Genomic DNA, 20,513 nt, shown 5'->3' with positions numbered 1-20,513 from the left:
ATGCGTGCGCCTCCTCGAAGGGATCCGTGATGATCACCCACCTGCGGAGCGTCGAGATCCACGTGACGAACCCGGCCGAGCTCCTGTCGTTCTACGAGGACGTCTGGGGGCTCGCGGTGGTCGAGGAGACCGACGATCGGATCCGGCTGCGTGGCCGGGGAACCGAACACCATGTGCTCACGCTCGCCACCGGCGAGGAACACCGCCTCGGCGGGATAAGCCTCGCCGCCGACGGGGAACGCGGTATCGCGAAGCTCACCGATCGCCTGCGGGGCGAGCAGGTCGAGCTCCTGTCCACAAGCGACACGCGGGTGGAGTTCCTCGATCCCGAAGGCCGTCGCATCGAGGTGGCCTGTGGCCTGTCCGAACACACGGCCCCTTCCCCGAAGGCGCACGGGCCCGATCGGCTGAGTCACGTCGTGCTCAATTCGGTGGATCTCGCCGCGGCCAAGGACTTCTACACCCGGGTGCTCGGCTTCGAGGTCTCGGACACCTATGAGAACGACCAGATGGTCTTCTTGCGCTGCAACAGCCTGCACCACTGCGTCGTGCTCGCGCCGGGGAAATGGACTTCGCTCAACCACGTTGCCTACGAGGTCCGCGACACCGACGAGGTCATGAAGGCGCTCGGCCGCCTGCGCAAGGCCGGCTTCGACACCGTGTGGGGGCCCGGCCGGCACGGCCCCGGCGGTAACGTCTTCTGCTATTTCCTCGACCCGGCCGGCAACGTCATCGAGTACACGGCGGAACTGCTCGAGGTGGGGGACGACTGGGTGCCCGGCGAATGGGCACGGACCCCGGAGAACGCCGACGTGTGGGGGACGGGTGGCGGAATCACTCCCGCCGTGATCGAGGCGATGAGCAACCCGCCCCGGGAGCCTGCTTGATGAAGGCGCTCGTCATCCGTGCGTTCGGCGGCCCGGCGGTACTGGAGATGGCCGAACTGCCCGACCCGGAGCCAGGGCCTGGAGAAGTGCGGGTGCGCGTCCACGCGGTCGTGGTCGCCCGGACCAAGGACGTCGCCGCCCGGGCGGGAAAACCGCCTTTCGCGCCACAGATCAAGACTTTCCCGCACGTGCTCGGCACCGAGCACGCCGGGGTGATCGATCGGGTCGGGCCAGGCCTGGACGATGGCCTCGTCGGCAGGCGGGTCGCCGTCTCGGCGGTACTGAGCTGCTCACGATGCCGCGCCTGCCTGGTGTCCCGGGAGGAGGCGTGCAGCGAGTTCGCTCTCGTCGGGATCCACCGGCAGGGCAGCTATGCGGAGTACTGCGTCGTACCCGTGGACAACGTTCGCGAGATCCCGGACGAGGTCGCTTTCCCCGAGGCGGCGGCCCTCGCGGCCAACGGCGGTGTCGCCAGCGCCCAGCTCGACGCCGGTGCCGCCGGTCCTGGTACCACCGTCCTGGTGCCCGGCGCCGGGGGCGCGCTGGGGGTGACCGTCGCCGCGCTCGCCGCGTTCCGTGGCGCCCGCGTGATCGGCGTGGACCGGCGTCCGCCAAGACTGGCCGGGTTGCCGCTCGTCGCCCTCGACGGCGCGGCCGACGACCTGCCCGCGCGCATTCTCGAGGCCGCCGGAAGCGGCGGACTGGATTGTGTGGTCGACAACCTCGGTATCACGGCGTGGTGCGAGGCCTACCTGCCCGCTCTCGGCGCGCTGGGCCGGGTCGTGGTCTCGGGTGCGGTCAACCACGACCCGGTGCCGATCCGGCTGCTCCAGTTCTACCTGCGCAGCCAGTCGCTGATCGGCGTCCGGACCGGGAACCGCCGGCAGATCGACCGGCTGTGGGCGGATGTCGCCGCCGGGTTCCGGCTCCCGGCCGGGTTCGTGCACACCCTGTCGTGGACGCGGGCCTTGGACGCGCACGCGTCACTCCAGTCGGGCGGCACCAGCGGGCAGTTGGTGCTGACCATGGACGCGTCGTCAGCTGCTGGATGACCGGTTCTCCGCTTGTTCGTGCTCGGGACGACGTTCGACGGAGCCCAGCCGATTCACCAAGGTCAGCCGATCCCCTCGGTAGAGGGTGCGGACCCGCTCGAACGGCTCGCCCAGAGCGTCCCAGGAGGTCCGGTGGACCACCAGCGCCGGCAGCGCGGGGAGGGTGCCCAGCAGGTCCGCTTCCCGGGGGCTCACGTGCGCGGTTTCCGTTCCTTGGTCGGCTCCGCCGAACGAGACGCCGAACCGGGTCCGCAATTCGTCGTGCAACGATCGGTTTCCGACGGGGGCGTGGTCGAAACCGGGAAACCGCTTCGCCGGGATGAACGCCGACTCGACGGCGAGAATCTCGTTGCCGGAGCCGCGCACACATTCCAGGTGGATCACTGAATCGTTCCGGTGTATTCGCAGCTCTTGTGCCAGTTCGCAGCCTGCTCGGCGTCGTTCGAACGTGGTCCAGGTCCGGCCGGTCAGGGCGTCCTGGTCCGGCCCGTCGGCCGAACCCAGGTGCTGCGCGATTTTCCGGCGTCCGACGACGAAACTGCCGCTGCCCTGGCGCGAGTCCACCCAGCCCTCGACCACGAGTTGTAGTACCGCTTGCCGAAGAGTGGCGCGCGCGACCCCCAACTGGGTGCACAACTGGCGCTCGGAAGGCAGCGCGACGCCTTCGCCCAGCGTTTTGCACAGTGCGAGAATCTGCCTTTTCGCCCGGTAGTAGCGCGGAATGCGGCCGTCTTCCGGGATTCCGGCGCGTGCCGGATCGGTCATGGTGCCCGAGTCCGTGCAGTGCGGTTCTACGCAGCGAGATTTCACGAACGCCGATCGTAACCATTTCGGCCGGTTTTCCGGCGGACGCCAACGCCGAAGGGTGTTTTCGTCCGGTCGTATCCGCACTTTCGGCCACGGAATGCCGTCGGATGGCGCAATGCCCGCCATTTCTGCCCGCTAGGGCCGAAGTGCTGTCCGGATACCTCCGAACGTGGTCCGTTCTGTTGTCCTGGCGGGGCGGATCGGGCTCACTGGGAAGAGAGGATGCCTGAGACGTCCTCGAACGAGAGCACCGGGACGGTGATCGGGAATGGATCCTGCGGAGCTGAATCATCGCGAACGCGCCATTCTGGGCGCTGTCGCCGCCGGCCGAGGCGAATTGCTGGCAGGCTGCGAGCCGGGCCTCGCCGTGGACGGCGGCTGGTGCGACCGCGTCGCCGTCACGCGGCTGATCCTCGGCGGCTGGATCTGCGCGGCACGCCCGGCGAGAGTCGGCGATCTGGTGCCCGCCCAGCTCACGGACGCCGCGCGTGACGCCTTCGCGGCCGCCCGCACCCTGACAGCCTGACCATGGTCCGTGAAGGCCTCGCCGAGTCCGCGAAGGCCCCCGTCCTGTACCTAGGCGCCAGGGGCTCGGCAAAGTCGCCTCTCCGCTGGTCAGGCAGGTTGTGAAAGCCGCTTTGGCGACGTTGAAGGTTGCGAAAGCGGCTTTCGCGACACGGCGTACCTCAGCCGCCCGCGAGTCCCGCAGTACCCGCAAGGCCGGTGGTGAAGGGGGCTTTCCGCTCATGTGATGAGGGGAAAGCCCCTTCGCCTCGCTCACGTCTCCTGAACGTCGGTCCCTCAAGGAGGCCTTCACGGACATCACCTCCAGCAAGACACCTTTGCCTTACCTCTCAAGAGAACCCGAAACGCCACTCACGCGCACCCGCTTACGGGACGTCGGACGTCCGCGGGCGAGGGATTTCCCGATGAATCAGCGGTAAGCGCATTTCCGACCAGGAACTACTCCGAAAGAATGATATTCGCCTAGACACCACGCGCACTCAAGCCTGGCGGGAGGAGGTGAAGAGAGGTGTCGGGTGGTTCGGTGAGGTTGCCCCCGGAGTTGCAGAAGTTTTTTTTGGTGACGTTGGGGATGTCGTGGCCTGAGGGCGATGATGTGGCGTTGTCGGCGTTGGAGCGGGCGTGGCGTGGGTTCGAGGTGGCGGCGGGGGAGTATCAGGCTGCGTTGCGGGCGAGTGGTGCTGGGGTGGATGCGGCGTTGGAGGGGGACACGGGGGAGTTCTTTTCGTCTTCTCTGGGCAAGGACATGGTGTCGGGTGTGGAGGCGTTGGGGGAGGCGTCGGGCGATCTGGCGTCGATGGCGAAGACGGCCGCGGCTGATGTGGTGAAGGCCAAGGTCATGATGGTCGCGATGGCGGCGATGGCGTTGGCGACGATCGTGCATTTGCTGGCGACGCTGATCGGTGCGGCCTTTGTGGGGTTGGCGCAGTTGACGGCGCGGCAGGCGTTGATGGCGGTGTGGCGTGGTCTGGTGGCGAGGATGCAGGCGCTGGCCGCGTTGAAGTTCAATCGGGAACTCGGGATCCATGTGCTGAAGGCGGTCGGCGCGGGAGTGGTGGCCGCGACACCGCATACGGTGAAGTTCGCGGTGGCGGGTGCGGGGATCATGGGGGGTCTGGATCTGTCGGTCCAGACCGGGCAGATCGCGGCGGGCAAACGTGACGAGCTGGACGGCAAGTCGTTGCTGGGCTCGTTCGTGGGTGGTGCCTTGGGCGGTGCGTTCGCGGGGATTTTCCACGCGGGTGCGGTGTGGGCGCGGGGTGTGGCTCTGGAGAGTGCGGGCAAGGCGGCGGAGAAGCTGGCGGCGAAGGAGGCCGCGGACGCTGTGGATGGCGCGGTGGAGGTGGTGGGGGCGCCGAAGCGGGTGATCCCGGGTTCGGTGGAGGCGTTGGGGCATGTGTCGTATGGAGCCGGTCAGGTGGGGGTGGTGTTCATCACCGCTCCGGTGATCAACTTGGCGACCGGGTCGCCGCACGCGAGTCCGTGGTTGGGGATGCTGGGGGCGTTGTCGGGATTCGGCGGAGGCCGTAGTGGTGCGCCGGGCAGTGGTGCGGGGTCGCTGGACGCGTTGGATCGTCTGCCGGGCGCGCCGCGGCTCACGATCCCGGCAGGCGAGGTCAAGACCGAGGGCGGGATCAGCACCGGGGAGCGGCTTTTCCCCGCGGCGCCACCGTCCTATGTGGACGCGATCGCTGCCGGGCCCGCCCAATCCGCGGTCTACGCGACTTCGGCGGAGACGCCGCCGCGACAACCGCACGAGAGCGTGCGCGACGAGGGACGTGCGCGGGTGACCCTCGAAGCCCGGCTGACCGACGAGGGTCGTCTCCCGGAAAACGCGGCGGTTTCGCTCGGGCTGATGGTCGACGGTTTCGTCGATGCCGCCGTGCAGGCGCGCACTGGCGCGCAGCCTCACTTGCAGGGCGCGGTCTTCGTCGCCCCGGGGACCTCGACCGGCACGACCGAGCTGACCGCGTTCGTCGAGTCGCGAGTCAGGTCGCGGCTGGACGAGTTCCCGGCGGGTGCCGTGACCGTGACGCCAGACCAGGTTCTGGCGCAGGTCTCCATCTCGCCGCTCGTACGTCCCCCTGGGGATGAGCAGCTCGGCCTGGCGCAGGTCCGGGTGGACGGGCAACGCCCCCCGGCAGGTCTCTACGGGCCGGGCGTCTACTCGGAGCCGGGAGATCCGTTACCGGCCTACCGGCGGGAGATTGAGGAGGCGCGGGCCGCCCTGTCCGAGCTGGAATCGGACGACGCGGTGTTCTCCGTCGCGCGAGAGATCATGAGCGGTCATCACCAGCCGCCGCGGCTGTTCATCGAGGAGAAGCCGCCTCGGGCGCACGAGGCTCATCGAGAACGCCATCAGGCCGCGACCGACCTGGTGGCGGCCGAGTTGATCCGGCCTGGCCGTCTCCACACCGGCGAGGGCGTGGTGGCCGCCGAAGCTCGCGCCCGGAGTCTCGTCGATGCCGTGGGCTGGCCCAGGGAGGGGCGGATCCTGGGTGGCGCGCCGCAAGGGGGCGACGTCCGGTCGCCGGCCGGAGCCGGCCCATCGGCGGTACCGGGAGCACGGCCGCCGGAGGACGCGGCGCTACGAGCGTTCTGGGAACGGCTGACGGACGACGGCGGGCAGATGCTGTCCAACGCCGACGAGTCGGCCTTCGTCCGGGCCGGTCTCTCGGGTGGGAACCGGGTGGTCCTCGTGGATCAGCTGACGTCCTTGACGGCCGACCCCCTGTCCGGGCCCACCGAAATGAGTCTCTCGCAATTCGGCGAATGGTTGGCCGGCAGGGACTTCGAGGAGTCGGAGGCGCTGTTCCCCGCGGAGCCGGGAGGGACGCGGCCGGAGGGCGAGGTGCCGGAACCGCTCGTCGTCGCGAACACCTACGGCGAGGAGAACCTGATCACCTGGGTACCGGACGAGAAGAGCCGCGAGGCCGTGGACATGTGGCGCAATTCCGGCGCACACACCCTGCGATTCATCCTCCGGCAGGACGAAATCGTTCCGGTCGCCCTGCCCGAGCCCGCTCCCTGGGCGCGGCTGGTCGCCGACCAGCGCCCTCTCCCGCTGGTGGTCGTGCTTTGGCCGCGCGACCACGGATTCCAGGTCGGCAAGGAGATCCTCGATCCGGTCGCCACCGCGGACCGGCTTCGGGTGAGCGACGTTTTCCAGCGGTTCCTGGCCGAACCGGTGCGGCGGCCGCTCGTGGCGCTCGGCTGGACGGAGGACAGGAGCGCGCACGATCTGGTCGCGGATTTCGTCACCGCGCTGGGTGCCCGAATCGGCCCGGTGCAGGCTTTCGGCTATCAAGGTCCCTTCAAGTTCTGGGAAGAACGCGCACTCGCCTTCCCACCGGGCGCGGTGTTCAAGGAGACCTTCGGCCTGCGGCCGGATCACGTCCGGCACGTGACCGGAAACGGCACGTTCGCGCTGCTGGACACGACGGATCGGTCCGAGGTGGACGGAGCGCTGGCCACCGCCGCGGTGGTCAAGGCGGAACGACCCGGTGCGTCGGTGATGGTGCTACCCGGTGATGACACGGTCGTGCGCGCCCGCGCGAACACGGCTGACGTCCGATATCCACTGGGCGGTGAGGAGATCGTGCGGCTGTACCTCGCCGAGCCTGGCCTGAAGGCGGAACTGGCGGCGGATCCGCACAGGCATGTCGTGCTGGTCGGGGATTTCGGGGACGGTGAGGCCCGGCCCGGTGGTGTCCGGTTCGACGTCGGAGCGGCCTTGGCGCGAGAAGGTCTGTTCAACCCGGTGTATGCCATGAACAGGGACGCGACCGGCGACGCTGTCTTGGTCTCGGGTCTGTTCGCGGATCGGATCAAGACCGAACTGATCTCCGGCCCCGAGGGTGATCCGGTCGCGCTGTTCGTCCGGCACCAAGGAGACGAAAGGGAACTGGCCCGAGTGCGCGCCTGGGCCACCAAAGCGGGTGCGGCCGGGGTTCGGACACTCAGGAGAACCGACGGCAGGCGGATGAAGGTTCCTTGGCAGGTCGCTGTGCCGATCTTCCTCAAACCGGCCGCGGGCGGCCAGGTCCATTTGACGCGCTCCGACGGCCGCCCCGCCACCGGGGAACCCGGGCAGGCCCTGCGCGACAGCCGTCAGCTACGCGAGGCCCTCGGGCGGAACGAGGCAGGACGGCCTCGGACTCCGCTGCTGATTCCCTTGGAGGGAACCCTCACCGGACTCGAGAAGCTCGCGGCGGACCTCGCCGCGGGCGGCTACGCGCGGGACGTCTTCGCGGCCCGCGGTCCGGTGTTTCTCGCCGGCGGTCAAATGGCTCTGATAGAGCCCGGTCTCGACCGAGTCGACGCGGTCGTACCCGGCCCTTCCGACGTGACGAGCTACGCCTTGGTCGGCGCCAAGTCGGGAATCCACGGTGCGTTCTTCCCCCGCGATCCGGTCGACATCGTCAACCAGTGGCGGGTCGAGACACGCGCCGATCCCGTGTCGAGCCGGATCTACTTCTCGGAGAAGCCGGGGGCCGCGGATTTCGGCGGCGAGGCGTATCTTGTGCCCGGGGGCGAGCCCGGTTGGCGCAGCGTCGTGCACGGCAACGAGTCCGGGATCGCTGCCGCGCTGCCCACCGCCCGGCCCTATGAACTGGGCGACCAAGTCCTCCTTCAAGGCGACGCCGCGGGCGCGGCGCTGTTCGGCTCGTCGGTGTACCGGGCGGCGCTGCCCGACCCGGACCGTCCTCACGTGCTCTTCGCGTGCAACGGTGCCGGTTCGTCGGAAACACTTCGGGCGATCGAGTCCCGATGGGGAAAAGGACCGGTCGTCGCCTCCACCGCGAAGACCTACTACGGCTGGAACGGAAGCGGTATCCATGTGAAGGACGACGGGCACCTCGTCCGGGCGGACGAGCCCCAAGCACCGCCGGTCCGGTTGGCCGACCTGGCGGCCGAGAACATCCCGTCGAAGCTGATCACCCACGGCGCCGAGAGCCTGCCGAAGGAAGTACACGAGCTGGTCCGTCGCGCGGTACAAGCCTCGGCGTGGCGCCTGGCCAACGGCGGGGAGGGCGCGAGGATCCAGGTCCTCGTGCACGGCTCGGACGAAGCCGAGGCGACCACGTGGGGGAACGAACTCGCGACGGAAATCCGGGACACCGCGGAAGCCGAGGCGGCGCGGCTGGCCACTCGGTACGAACTGCCGCTGGCGCAATCCCTGGAGATTCTCGTCGACTTCGACGATACCGGGCAGCATCCACCGGTGGCCGAGGTCGAATTCCATCTGGCGCGGGGGTCTTTCGGTGCCGAGGCGCTGAAGACCGGCGGGCTCGACACGATCAAGGAAGCCTTCTCGGCGTTGGATCCGGCTTCACGAAAGTCTTTCGAAACTCTGCCGGAGCCCCCCTTCGAGTCCGTGGTGTCACCCGACTCGGTCGCGGCTATGGCGAACCTGTACGGGGAACAGACCTTGATCTCCCTCCTCCCCGAGCCCGAGACCGGTGTCTCGACGCGGGCGAACTGGGCGTTTTCCGGTGGCCCGTCCGGGGTGGTCGTTTCGCGGACGACCGGCCGTGCGGGGGAGACCGAGACCGAGCTGGCCCCATGGGCCGACACGTTCGCCGACGAAGTACCCGGGCCGCTCTTCTTGACCTTGGAAGCGGTGGGCGGTGGGTTCCAAGTGGACGGTCGCGAGGTGACCGTCACCGACGCCGTGCGCGCGTTCCTGAACAACGAGACGTTCCGCGGGTTCCGGCAGGAGCCGGTGCGTGGCGCGCTTGCGGTCCTGGTGCGGGACAAGGGTGAATCGCGGCCCGGGCTCGCGACGGATTTCCTCGGTGCGCTCCGCGAAGAGATCGGGCCGGTGCACGCCTTCGCCTACCAGGGGCCGTTCTCCATCCGGTCGACGGGACTGCTCGAATTCCCGCGCGAAGCGGTGTTCGGGGAAAGCCTCGGTGCGACGCTCGAAGACGTGCGGCACGTGGCGGACGGAGACGTGTTCGCCTTCCTGGACTCCGGTGATCCGCGAGAAGCCGCCGACGCCCTGGTGACGGCTGCCGCGGCGGCAGCGAGGTGGGCTCGCACGTCGCCGGATGGCCGGGCGGCGTCGGTGCTGTCCATGCCCGGCGACGACTTCACGTTCGTCGTCGGCTGGGTGAACGGCGAAATGAGGCTCCGCACGGGAGGCGGCGAGGCGGCTCGGCTGTATTTGGAACAGCCAGGGGCACGGGAGGCACTGGCGAGTGATCCGGCCCGCCCGGTCGTGGTCGTCGGTGCCTTCACCGCCGGCGGAACTCGTCCGGGGACGGTTCCCTTCGAGGTGAGTGTGGCACTCGCACGCGAGGGATTGTTCAATCCCGTGCACGCCACGACCGCCCGGCTGCCGGGCGAGGAGCCGATCTCCCACCAGGTGTCCGGGCTGTTCGCCGACCGCGTCAAGACGGAGTTGCTGCCCGACGCCGAGGGACGTCCGGCGGCCGTCTTCGTCCGCTACGAGGGGGATGAGGCGAAACTGGCGGAAGTCCGGGCCTGGGCCCGGCAGGAGGGGGCCCACGGTGTCTTCCGGGTGACCGGACCGGACGGCGTCCGGTTCGAACCCCCATGGCGCGGCAAGGCGGTGCCGATCGTCGTCAAACCCGCCGCGGACGGCGGAGTCCACTTGCTGCGCTCCGACGATCGGCCCGTGACCGGGGAACTGGGACCGGCCCTGAGGGACAGTCCTGTGCTCCGTGCCGCGCTGGGCCGCGTCGGTGACGGCAGCGTGGAGCCTCGGGACGAGCGCGCGCCGCTGGTGCTCGCCGTGGACGGGGCGGTGACCGATCTCGGGGGATTCGCGCGTGAGCTGGCCTCAGGCGGCTACTCCCGGACGGTGTTCACGTCGCGGGGTCCGGCGAAGTTCCGCGAGGACGGTGCGCTGGAGGTCACCGACGTCGCGTTCGACCGGGTCGACCCCGCCGAACCGGAGCCCGGACAGATGGTCAGCTATCCGTTGAGGAACGTGAACCTGGGGAACAACGGCGTCTTCTTTCCCGCCAATGTCTGGGATCTGGCGACCCTGTGGCGCTTCGACGCCACCGCGGGGGCTATCACGGGCCGCATCTATCTGTCCCGGAGATCCGGGCGTGGCAAGTCCGGTGATTGGTATCTGTCGCCCGCCGGTGGACCCGGCTGGCGTGGGGTGGTGCACGGGTTCGAGGACGGCGTCAAAATGGCGCTGTCGGCAGGGCGCCGTCACGGCCTGGGCGACCAGGTGCACCTCGAATCCGATCAGGCGAGCGCCGCGCTGTTCGCTTCGGCGGTCCACCAGGCGGCGCGGCCCGACCCCGCGAAGCCTTATCGGCTGATGGCCTGCAGAACCGCGGTCGCCCGGCGACTAGTCGAAAACATCAAAAACCGGTGGGGGACGGGGACGGTCGTCGCCCCCACGGCCGTCATCGAGATCGGCTGGAACGGCCGTGGCGTCCAGGTGCACGAGAATGGTCACCTCGTCCGGGTCGACGGCCCTGGACAGCTGCCGGTGCGGCTGGCGCACCTGGCCGCCGAGCGGACGGACCCGGTGTCCTTCAGGCTCCGGCCAGGACTGGAGGACTTCCCCGATCTGCGGCTGCTGGCCGAGTTCGCCGCGCGGCCCACGGCGTGGCGGCTGGCCAACGGCGGGGAGCCCGCGACGCTCGAAATCCGGATACGCGGAGCGGAACCCGGGTCCGGATGGGCGGACACTCTCCGGGACGTCGCGCGGGTCGCGTTCGACGGCGAAGCGGAAAGGCTGACGAAGGAGTTCGGGCTTCCGGACGCGACCGGGCGCTTGGCGATCCGAACCGAATTCACCGAGGTCGGAGCCGTGCTTTCCCGGGCCGAGATCACAGTACGTCTGCCGGAGGGCGACTTCGGCCTCGCGGCACTGGAAAGCGGCCGCGAGGACGCGATCGTGCGGGCGTTCGCGGCGTTGACACCGGATGCTCCGGCCGGACACGCCCCCGCCGCGCCGCGGGTGGCCCTCGAAGGCAAGTTGTTGGCGGACGCCCAGGGGCGGCGGAACCTGCTCGACCTCGGTTCCGATCCGGAGGTCTCCCGGATGCTGGAATCCCGCTGGGACCGGTCCTCCGACTTCGACCAGCGGATTCTCGCGAAGCCGGTCCGCGACGAGGAGGGAAACGCGGATTACGCCGAGGTCCTTGCGCCGTGGGCCCACGCCCTGTCGGACGGCAGCACTCCCGTCCGCTTCCTGGTCGTCGACGCCATCGGCTCGCCGTTGGACGCGGCGTGGCGCGTCGCGGGCGACGATCGGTTCCAGGACTTGATGTCCGGACCCGTCCGTCCGCGTCTCGTCGTGCTGGCCACGGCGGGGTCCGTCCCGGCGCCGCCCGCCTTCGCGGAGCGGTTCACGCGCATCCTGGCCGCGCTGACCGGTCCACTGCAGGGCTATCACTTCACCGGCCAGGTCGATCTTCTGGACTCCCATGGTGTCCTCGTCGCCGATCCGGCCGAGTTCACCTCGGAGACCCGTCTTTCGCTCGAAGACCTCCAGCCGTACGAGAACGAGACGGTGTTCGGGCTCAGGACTCCTGGCGACGACACGCTGACGGAAACCGCGCTCGCCGTCGCCCGAGCACCGGAACTGACGGGGGCGATCGTGCTTTTCGCGTCCGGGGCGGCTCCGGCACACTTCCGTGCCGGGCTGGTGGAGCACGCGCAGGAAGCCGAACTGACCGGCGCGGAGGCCGGTCGGATGCTGCTGGAGAATCCGCGGTTGCGGGAACTGCTCGGCGAAGGGCGGCGGGTCGTGCTGCTCTCCGAAGCGGGCGCCGACCGGAACGGCCACGGGGGCAAGGGTTTCGACCTCGTCGACGCCTTGCTCGCCCAGAACTTCCACAACGACGTCTACGCCCATACCGGCCCGGTACCCGCCGTGGGCGAGGGGCTGGACCTCGTCGGCGTCTCACAATGGCGGACCGGGGAGGTCAAGACGGAGGTGCTCGCGGACGCGGCCGGACGGCCGGCCGCGTTGTTCGTACGATACCCGGGCGACACGAAGCGGTTCCGCGAGGTCCGGGAGTGGGTCGCGGGCGGCGATTCGGCCGCAAGCCGGTTCTACGAGGACCAGGACGGCCAGTGGGAGCTGCCGGGCCGTCCGGTGCCGCTGTTCCTGGGGGCACGCTCGGCAGGCGAAGTCGGTGCGATCCGCGACAACGAGGCCGGTGAGGCCGCGGCACTGACCTACGCGGACGTCTCACTGGTGCTCCGGGACGACCCAGATCTGCGCGCGCTACTCGGTTCCCTGGGACACGGTTTCGCGGACCCCGCGAAGGAACGATGGCTGATGCCGGTGTCCCTGGACCACCCGCTCACCGAGCTCGGCGCCTTTCACGAGGGCATGGCGGCAGGCGGCTACTCGCGGTGGACGAGGGCACCCCGAGGACAGGTGACCTTGCTGCCCGGGGGCGTCCTCGGGGTGCGCGGTGACGGATTCACCTCGTGGAAGCCGGTGAAGCCCGGCCGGGACAACGTGTTCAGCTACCCGTCCACCTCCGCGCGGGGCGTTCACGGCCAGTTCTTTCCGATACGTGACTTCGAGGCCGTCCAGTGGCGTTCGTCGACCGCCGAGGAACGTCCGGCGGGCACCCGGTTCTACGCTTCCGAGGTCGCCGGTCCGGACGGGAGTCCGGCCTGGCGGGTGTTCGTGACCCCGGCCTCGTCCGACGCGCCTTGGGTCACCGACGTGCACGGGGTGGCGGACGGTGATCTGGTCGTGGCGTTGAAGACCGGGCACCTCCACCGGCGTGGAGACGTCGTCGCGATGTCCGATCCCGCCACCATCGCCACCGTGCTCTACGGCAATGCGGTCTTCGACAGCGTGAAACCCGCCGAGGTCCTGCTGCTCGGCTGTCACGTGGCCCAACCCGCCCCGAACGCCGACAGCACGGCGAAACGCGTTGACGACGTGCGGGTGCCCGGGACACACAAACCGGCGGTCCTGATCGCGCCGACCGCGCCGGTCGGCCGGATCTTCGATCTCGTCCCCGCGGTCATGAACGGGAAGCATCTGGTCCGGCTCGGCAGAGAGGATCTGCCACCGCTGCCCGCCGCCGATCTGGTGGCCACCGCGATCGACCCCGCGTGGGTGCCCGGCGCGGCCGACGGCGATCGCTTCACCGACGTCCGGACCCTCGGCGTGAAGCTCGCCCGGGCGGTGATGTGGCACTCGCTGAACGGGGCGCTCCCAGAACCGGTGCGGGTCCGGGTGGAAGGTCACGGCCGGGACGAACAGGCAGCGGGGAGACTGATCGCGGAAGCCGCGCAGGTGATCGAGAGTGAGTTCCTCGCCGAAACCGCTCGGCTCCACACCCTCTACGGTCTCGAGCCGGTGGGGTGGGGAGAGTTGGCGGTGCGGACCGTCCAGCATGTGGCCGGGCCGGACAGGACCGGCTCCCTCGTCAGCGTGGACCTGCCGGTGGACAATGCCGGGGGAATCGCTTTGGCGCGATTCGAGCAACGCCTGGCCGAACTGAGCGACGACGGCGAAGCGCCCGCACCGCGGTCCGAACTCGAGGAGCTGGAACGTGTGTTCGCGCCGATGACGAAAAAGGATTCTCTCTGAGACTCACCTCGGAAGCCTGAGATGTTCACGAACGGTGGAATCCGGGGTTCGAAAGTGCACCCGCGCTGACTCGAAAAGACAATCCTCTTGCCGATACGAGAATGCGATGGTCCGCTGTATTCGCGGATTCGGCGTGCTTTGACAGAGGGGAGCACCGTACATGCGTGGCGAAGGCACCAGGGTGGTACGGAGAGGGAACGAATCTTTTGTGCTGAGTGCCTTGTACCTCGACGGGCCCCTGAGCCGGAAGGAACTGAGCGCGGCGACCGGTCTCAGCCCGTCCGCCGTCTCCCAGTCGATCACCGGCCTCGTCCAGAACGGCCTGGTGCGGGAAGCGGGGAAGGCCGACTCCAACGGAGGGCGGCCCAGAACGCTTCTCGACATCAACCCGACGTTCGGCTACACGGTGGGCGTCGCGATCACCGGCAGGGCCTTGCGGATCGGCTTGTTCGATCTGTCGTGCCGCCGGATCCAGGTGGTGAAGCGCGCACTCCCGACCGGTGTCCAGGACATCGACGAGGTGGCCCGCGAACTCGGCATCGGTATTCGCCACCTGCTGTCCTTGAGCGGCGTTCACGACTCCGCCCTGAGCGGCATCGGCATCGGGCTGCCCTCGTCGGCGAGTCCGCACCAGGCGATTCCCTGGACCTCCCGAAAACTCGAAAGTCTGCTGGGACTCGGCATCCCCGTGTTCATCGAACGTGAGGTCAACATCCGGGCACTGGTCGAGAGCCGGCTCGGCGCCGCGCGCGGTGTCGGCCGGGCCGTCGTGGTGCAGATAGGCCTCGGAGTCGAGGCTTCCCTCGTCGCCGACGGAACCGCGAAACGCGTTCGCGATTGGGGGCATACGACCATCGATTACGGCGGTCGTCGCTGCCGTTGCGGTGCGCGGGGGTGTGTGGAGGCGTACGTCGGCGCGAGCGGCATTCTCGAGCGCTACCTGGAACTGTCCGGACGGGAATTCCCCACGGAAGGAAATGATTTCGAACGGCTGCGCACGCTGGTCGGCTCGGCGGAGCACTGCGCGGACGCGCGCGCCTTGGTGCAGGAGACCGCCGGGTACATCGGTGCCGCGGTGGGGAATCTCATCTCGTTGCTCGCGCCGGCGCGACTCGTGATCTCCGGCTGGGCGGGCCAGTTGCTCGGGTCCCGGTTCCTGCCGGAGATCCGGGACGCGGCGACCCGGCAAGGGCGAGAGCACGGACTCTCCCCGGCCGCCGTCCTGCTCGGACGGGTCGAGGTCGACGCGACGCTCACCGGCGCGGCCGTCCTGCCGGTCCTGGGGCTGATCAAACGCGGCACCGCCCTGCCGCGGGCGGTGGCCGGGCTTTGAGTCCGTGAAGGACTCCTTGAGGGACTTGTGGTCCCTCAAGGAGTCCTTCACGGACTCGCACGGTCAGCCGCAGGCAGGCGTCGCGATCCAGTGCCCGGTGTCGAACGGGACAGGGGAGCTTTCGGTGTAGATGTGGCGGCACGCTTCGAAGATGGACGGATGTCCCTTCACCCCGGGCACCTGGTACTCGGTGGGCGGGTACTCTTCGTGCGCCTTGCGCCAGGCTTCCGCGCTGGTCCACCGGGCGATGTTGATGTACCGGAAGGTGTTGTCACCCACGTCGGTGTTGCGATGCAGATGCGCCTCCAGCAGCGCCCCTGTCTTCCGGAAGACCGCCGACGTCCGGTCCCAGTTCGCCAGGAACTCCTCCTCCCGCTCCGTCGGGACGATGAAGACGTTGATGAGCGTCGCTTCCACAAGGTTCCTTTCTAACGGGCGAGTTCTTCGAGTGACCGCTGACGCGTCTCGATCCCGAGCTTGACGAAGACCCCGAGTCCGATCGCCAGCGCGGCGCCGAAGACGGCGAACGCGATGACGATGCCGCCGGGCTGCTCCAGGAGGAGGCCGAGCACGATCGGCGAAACGACCGCGGCCAGGCTGCGCAGGGAACTGCCCACGTTGGTGGCCCAGGCCCGCATCCGGGTCGGATAGAGCTCGGCGCTGTACATATAGATGAGCGGGGCGTTGATGTTGACGCCGATCAGCACGATCGCACCCGACGCGAACAGCATCTGCCAGCCGCTCACCCCGAACAAGCCGATCGACACCACACCGAGGACCGCACCGAACAACGCGAGCGAGTAGCCGGTGATGAACCAGAATCGCCGTCCGATGCGGTCGAGGGTCCACGCCGCCACGTACAGCACGATGAGGTCTCCGAGCGTGATCGCGCCGGTCAGCAGCGACGCCACGGACGGCGAGAGACCGCCGATCTTCACCAGCAGGGTAGGCATGAACGTGGTGAAGCCCCACAGGGCGAAGAACGTGGTCAGCCAGGTCGACCACAGCAGTACGGTCCGGCCGCGGTATTCGCGGCTGAGCAGTTCACCGAACCTGGTGCGTCCGCTCGGGGGCGCCGCGGCGGCAAGGGGGGCCGGCTCGGTGACGGACTTTTCCCCGTCCGGCCGCCGCACCGCTCGCTCCATCTCGGCGACCACACGATCGGCGTCGCCGACCCGCCCCTTCTCGACGAGATAGCGGGGGGATTCGGGCAGCCGGAACCATGCCCACACCGCTGTCACCAGTGGGAGCGCGCCGATCAGGAACAGGCCGCGCCAGGCGGTCTCCGGCGGGAACACCGCCAGGAAGACGCCACCGAGGAGCGAGGCGAGCAGGATGCCCCAGATGAACAGGCTTTCGTAAAGGGTGACGATCCGTCCCCTGGCGTTCGCCCGGACGAATTCGTTGAACATCGCCGCGGCGACCGGAACCTCCGCGCCCAGCCCGATTCCCTGCACCAGCCGGATCACCATCAGGCTGTCGACGCTCCAGGAAAACGCCGCGGTGAGCGATAGGCCACCGAAGATTACCGAAGAGGCGATGTACGCCCACTTGCGACCGTAGCGTTCCGACAGGACGCCGAAGCCGACCGCGCCGAGGATCTGGCCGAGGTAGCCGGCGGCGATGAGCGGGCCTGCGACGGAAAGCGGGGCGCCGAAGGTCGTCAGAATCGAGGTCAGGGCGACCGCGACGACGAGACCGTCGAAGGAGTCGATCAGTGTGCCGATACCCAAAATCGACGCGACCCTGAGGTGAACACGGGTGAACGGCAGCCGTTCAAGGCGGGCGAGAACCACGGGTCCGTCCGGCGGGTCCGCCGGCGCACTCGCGGTCGACGTCGAGGCCTTTTCGGACATGGGAGGATCCTCTCTCCTCCGGGGAGGGATGGGAAGTCGATGGGGATGTGACCGGGTGCGGACGGCCATCATGGTCAGGTGATCGGGTCCGGTCTCGCGAACCGCGCCGTGGACGGGTCCTTATCGGGCACTTTGCCGTCGAGAAGTGCCGAGCCCCGCGCAGTTCCTTGTGCGCCCAGCGGGCGGGCGGCCTTGACTGGCATCCGGATCCGTTTCGCTCGCTACGACGGCTCGCCCGGCCGGTGCGGCAGCCGAGGATGCAGTAATCGTGTACTAACGGATATCGGGCGCACACGAAAAGTGACCCGTCGCGGGAATCGTAGGGGAAGCACTCACCAAAGGATCACGCCGTGTCCTGCTGGACTTCGGCACCGCGAGAGGCCCCCATGAGAGCCGGACAACGAGGTCGGCGCTTCGGGGTGGTAGATCTTCGACGTGACCACGTTTCATCACCCCGAACTCGTTTTTCCTTACCGAGGCGGCGGCTTCGTTCGGAGGCGGAACGGCTCAAACACGAAACCTTCGAGTGGAGAAGGCGGCACAACCTGATCGGTCCACGAGGCGGGACCGGCTGCTGTCGTCCGATCTGTTCGGCTACGGAATCGGAGTGGTGCTTCTGCGTCAGGTGGCGCGGCCGCGTTTGACCTGGGCCGATCGTGCGGCGTTGGGGAGCCTTGTCCAGGCTGGCGTCGGATGCGGTTGGTCGTGTCGTCGCGCACGATCCTGCGGTGGCATGCGGCGCTGGTGCGACGTCGGTGGACCTACGGGTATCGACCGGGACGAGGTTACCGGCGAATCCACGGCGAAGTCGACGTCCTGCGAAGTCCTGCTCGAACTGCTCGGGCGAAGGCGATCGCCGCGCGATGGGTAGGCAGTGTGCGTCGCGAGTGTCTGGATCGGGTACTCATCGTCAACCAGCCTCACCTGGCGCGCTGACGGAGATCCTCGGGACCAGCCAGTCCACGTGCTCCCACCATGTCCGGAAGTTGGCCGATGTGGGTTTCGTTCACTTGCGGAAAGAGGGCACCGCTACGGTTGTGACGATCAACCAGGCCTGCTGGAGCGGGCTCCCGCACGCGGCCGACGCCGTCATGGGCATGCTCGCGCCGCGCCCGTGCTGCCCGGACAACGTGCCCGACGACGTCTCCGTTCGCGCCCTGGAACCCGGCGATTGGACCGCGGTCCGCCGGATCTACGGCGAAGGTATCGCTACCGGCGTCGCCACCTTCGAGACCGAGGTCCCTAGCCGCAAGGCGCTCGACGCCAAATGGCTACCCGGGCATCGGTGGGTCGCCGAGACCGACGGCGAAGTCGCCGGCTGGACCGCCGTCACTCCCGTCTCAGAGCGCGAGTGCTACCAGGGAGTGGCCGAGACATCGGTCTACGTCGCCGAAAGCCACCGCGGCCGGGGCGTCGGAAAGGCGCTGCTCTTCAAGCAAGTCACCGAGGCCGACGCCGCCGGGCTCTGGACCCTGCAGACCTCGATCTTCACCGACAACCGCGCCAGCATCGCCCTGCACCACAGCGCCGGCTACCGCACCGTCGGCATCCGCGAACGCATCGCCCAACGCGACGGCGTCTGGCACGACACCGTCTTCCTCGAACGCCGCAGTCCCGTCAACTAGCGACGGGATGCGCGCTCCACAGGCCCGGCACGTGTTGGATCAACTTACGTCGCCGGTTGTCTCCGCTGCGCCCTTCGTAGCCGCCGATGCGGGACTCGAGGCAGAGATGATCGACTGCGGCGTCGAGCATCAGTCGCGGCATCGGCGACGGTTATTCACTGAGTGTCCTAGTGGGACTCGGAGGCCGGTGTCGTGGCGCCGTTGAGGAATCACTGGTAGTAGCTGTGGTATCCGGTTGCGGCGGGACAAAGGCTACCGTCGAAGTTCGTAACTTGGCTGAGATCGTGCGGTCGGTGACAAAGGGCCGCCGACAGCGCTTTGGTCCCGCCGTGTCGCAGACGGCCATGTTGATCACCGCGCGCCAGCCCCCAGTTTCCGCTGTCGCATATTCGGTCTAGGTGTGGTAACCGCCGTAACGACGGGCAGTGGGCCCCCGACCCCTGTGGGCAACGGTCTAGCGGACGGTAGAGGCCACTCGAGGCCGGGCAGGGAGCGGGGTGCGAATCGTGAATGTGGACCCGTGGGGGGAAGACGTCGACGAGACGACGTACGCGCAGGGCAGACTTCCGAGCAGGACCTACGCGTCGGCCAGCTTCCCGATCTCGTGGCCGAACTCCGCAGACAACGGTCAACCGGCCCGGTTCGTGTACAAGGTGTTCGATCCTGAGGCGGAGTCAACCGCGGAACTCGATGGAGAGCAGTGGCTGGTCTCCGAGTCCCCGGCCGGCCGGTACCAAGTCAAGCTGCTGATCGCGCGGGAAGCGGGCAACGTCCGTGAGCTCTGGGTGCAGCGGGTACCGGTCAAAGGCCAGGGAAAGGTGGAGACGAGGCTGAACCTGAGACAGCCGGAGGCAGGGCGGCTGGTGGAGTTGCTGCGCACCCTCGATTGCATCCCAGTCGATGGTGAGCAGTCCGTACGGGTCGATTACTCCCTGGTGCGAGAGCTGTTCGCCAATCCGGAGTCGTTGACGAGAATCTATCGCGAAGACCCATCGCAGCTGCGGCAGTTGATCTCCGACGATGAGTCCGCGCGCGATGTGATCGCGTTGTCGCATCGCCGCGGTCAGCTGCAGAAGTTCCGGCGTCTGCTGAGTGATGACGACTATTTCGACGCCGAGGTCGAGCAAACTCCCGGGAGGCGGCGGGAGGCGGTGTGGCAAAGGTTCTTCGAGGACAACCCGTGGATACTTGGAGTGCCGCTCACCGGCCAGTTGCTCACGTCATGGAGTGGCCGGAAGCTGGAACAGGTCGTCGCCGGAGCATCGGTCGTCAGCGTGGGCAAGCGGGCCGACGCGCTGCTCCGTACTTCCGGTCGGATCAAGTCGATGGTGTTCGCCGAGATCAAGACCCATCGCACCGCACTGCTGTCCGCTAGCGAGTACAGGTCAGGGTGCTGGCCGCCCTCCGACGAGTTGGCCGGCGGAGTGGCGCAGGTGCAGGGCACGGTGCATCGAGCGGTGAATGAGATCGGTGAACGCCTTGAGGACGTCGCTCCCGATGGCTCGGATGTGCCAGGCGGGTTCACCTACATGCTCAAGCCGCGGGCTTTCCTGGTCATCGGTTCCCTTGGCCAACTCCTTGGGCGCGACGGCGGGCATCATCGCGACCGCATCCGTTCCTTCGAGCTGTATCGGCGACAGCTTCACGAACCGGAAGTCGTGACCTTCGACGAACTCCTTGCGCGCGCGGAATGGCACGTCACCGTGGCTGAAGACGACGTCGCGCCCCGGGAGACCTAGCGTCAGGGCATCTGGCGCTTGGGCGTCATTCTCCGTCAGCCTGCGAGCACGTCGGGCCGCCGAGGTGTCCGTCGGCGGTCGCCCTCCCAGACCTGGATGCGAACATGTGTTCTATTGTCGTGTTAGATTGC

General features: G+C 68.4%; 10 protein-coding genes. 7 read left to right on the top strand and 3 right to left on the bottom strand.

All coding sequences use genetic code 11. From position 1 onward, the window contains the following. Positions 1-29: 29 nt before the first annotated feature. Both DMC61_RS37860 and DMC61_RS37855 read left to right on the top strand, forming a co-directional pair. The gene (locus tag DMC61_RS37860) at positions 30-887 is read left to right on the top strand and encodes a VOC family protein (protein ID WP_125695295.1); all 858 of its coding nucleotides are present in this window, start codon (positions 30-32) and stop codon (positions 885-887) included. Beyond that, positions 887-1,939 (top strand): alcohol dehydrogenase catalytic domain-containing protein, encoded by a 1,053-nt coding sequence (locus DMC61_RS37855; RefSeq protein WP_158634164.1) that lies wholly within the window; start codon positions 887-889, stop codon positions 1,937-1,939. Before DMC61_RS37860 ends, DMC61_RS37855 begins: the two co-directional genes overlap by 1 nt. Here DMC61_RS37855 and DMC61_RS37850 read toward each other — a convergent pair. Then, on the bottom strand, positions 1,925-2,704 hold the full coding sequence (locus DMC61_RS37850; RefSeq protein WP_125695293.1) for a GntR family transcriptional regulator: 780 nt from the start codon (positions 2,702-2,704) through the stop codon (positions 1,925-1,927). The genes DMC61_RS37855 and DMC61_RS37850 overlap by 15 nt on opposite strands. Positions 2,705-3,014: 310 nt before the next feature. Here DMC61_RS37850 and DMC61_RS37845 point away from each other — a divergent pair, with 310 nt between their 5' ends. The 3 genes from DMC61_RS37845 to DMC61_RS37835 all read left to right on the top strand — a co-directional run bounded on the left by DMC61_RS37845 (position 3,015) and on the right by DMC61_RS37835 (position 15,162). Continuing rightward, positions 3,015-3,272: a hypothetical protein gene (locus DMC61_RS37845; protein WP_125695292.1), complete on the top strand. Its 258-nt coding sequence runs from the start codon at positions 3,015-3,017 to the stop codon at positions 3,270-3,272. Positions 3,273-3,956: 684 nt separating this feature from the next. After that, complete coding sequence (locus tag DMC61_RS37840) at positions 3,957-13,829, top strand: hypothetical protein (RefSeq protein WP_125695291.1); 9,873 nt, start codon at positions 3,957-3,959, stop codon at positions 13,827-13,829. Between the two features lie 208 nt (positions 13,830-14,037). After that, positions 14,038-15,162: an ROK family transcriptional regulator gene (locus DMC61_RS37835; protein WP_158634163.1), complete on the top strand. Its 1,125-nt coding sequence runs from the start codon at positions 14,038-14,040 to the stop codon at positions 15,160-15,162. A gap of 63 nt (positions 15,163-15,225) precedes the next feature. Here the strand turns inward: DMC61_RS37835 and DMC61_RS37830 are convergent, their stop codons facing one another. Together DMC61_RS37830 and DMC61_RS37825 are read right to left on the bottom strand one after the other, a co-directional pair. Further along, positions 15,226-15,579 (bottom strand): antibiotic biosynthesis monooxygenase, encoded by a 354-nt coding sequence (locus DMC61_RS37830; protein ID WP_125695289.1) that lies wholly within the window; start codon positions 15,577-15,579, stop codon positions 15,226-15,228. Positions 15,580-15,590: 11 nt separating this feature from the next. Next, on the bottom strand, positions 15,591-17,018 hold the full coding sequence (locus DMC61_RS37825; RefSeq protein WP_158634162.1) for an MFS transporter: 1,428 nt from the start codon (positions 17,016-17,018) through the stop codon (positions 15,591-15,593). Positions 17,019-17,881: 863 nt separating this feature from the next. Between DMC61_RS37825 and DMC61_RS37820 the strand changes: the two genes are divergently transcribed. Together DMC61_RS37820 and DMC61_RS37815 are read left to right on the top strand one after the other, a co-directional pair. Next, positions 17,882-18,643: a GNAT family N-acetyltransferase gene (locus tag DMC61_RS37820; RefSeq protein ID WP_125695287.1), complete on the top strand. Its 762-nt coding sequence runs from the start codon at positions 17,882-17,884 to the stop codon at positions 18,641-18,643. A gap of 506 nt (positions 18,644-19,149) precedes the next feature. After that, positions 19,150-20,382, top strand: coding sequence for a Shedu immune nuclease family protein (locus tag DMC61_RS37815; protein WP_233595079.1), 1,233 nt, complete (start codon positions 19,150-19,152; stop codon positions 20,380-20,382). The last annotated feature ends 131 nt before the right edge of the window (positions 20,383-20,513 follow it).

It is taken from the genome of Amycolatopsis sp. WAC 04169 (assembly GCF_003947535.1).
Taxonomy (GTDB): Bacteria; Actinomycetota; Actinomycetes; order Mycobacteriales; family Pseudonocardiaceae; genus Amycolatopsis; species Amycolatopsis keratiniphila.
Note: the sequence above shows the minus strand (reverse complement) of the source record. Positions and strands in the feature narration are given on the sequence as shown.

Coding starts and splice junctions, on each gene's coding strand:
- DMC61_RS37860 (WP_125695295.1), top strand. CDS start 30: ATGATCACCCACCTGCGGAGCGTCGAGATCCACGTGACGAACCCGGCC.
- DMC61_RS37855 (WP_158634164.1), top strand. CDS start 887: ATGAAGGCGCTCGTCATCCGTGCGTTCGGCGGCCCGGCGGTACTGGAG.
- DMC61_RS37850 (WP_125695293.1), bottom strand. CDS start 2,704: ATGACCGATCCGGCACGCGCCGGAATCCCGGAAGACGGCCGCATTCCG.
- DMC61_RS37845 (WP_125695292.1), top strand. CDS start 3,015: ATGGATCCTGCGGAGCTGAATCATCGCGAACGCGCCATTCTGGGCGCT.
- DMC61_RS37825 (WP_158634162.1), bottom strand. CDS start 17,018: ATGTCCGAAAAGGCCTCGACGTCGACCGCGAGTGCGCCGGCGGACCCG.
- DMC61_RS37820 (WP_125695287.1), top strand. CDS start 17,882: ATGGGTAGGCAGTGTGCGTCGCGAGTGTCTGGATCGGGTACTCATCGT.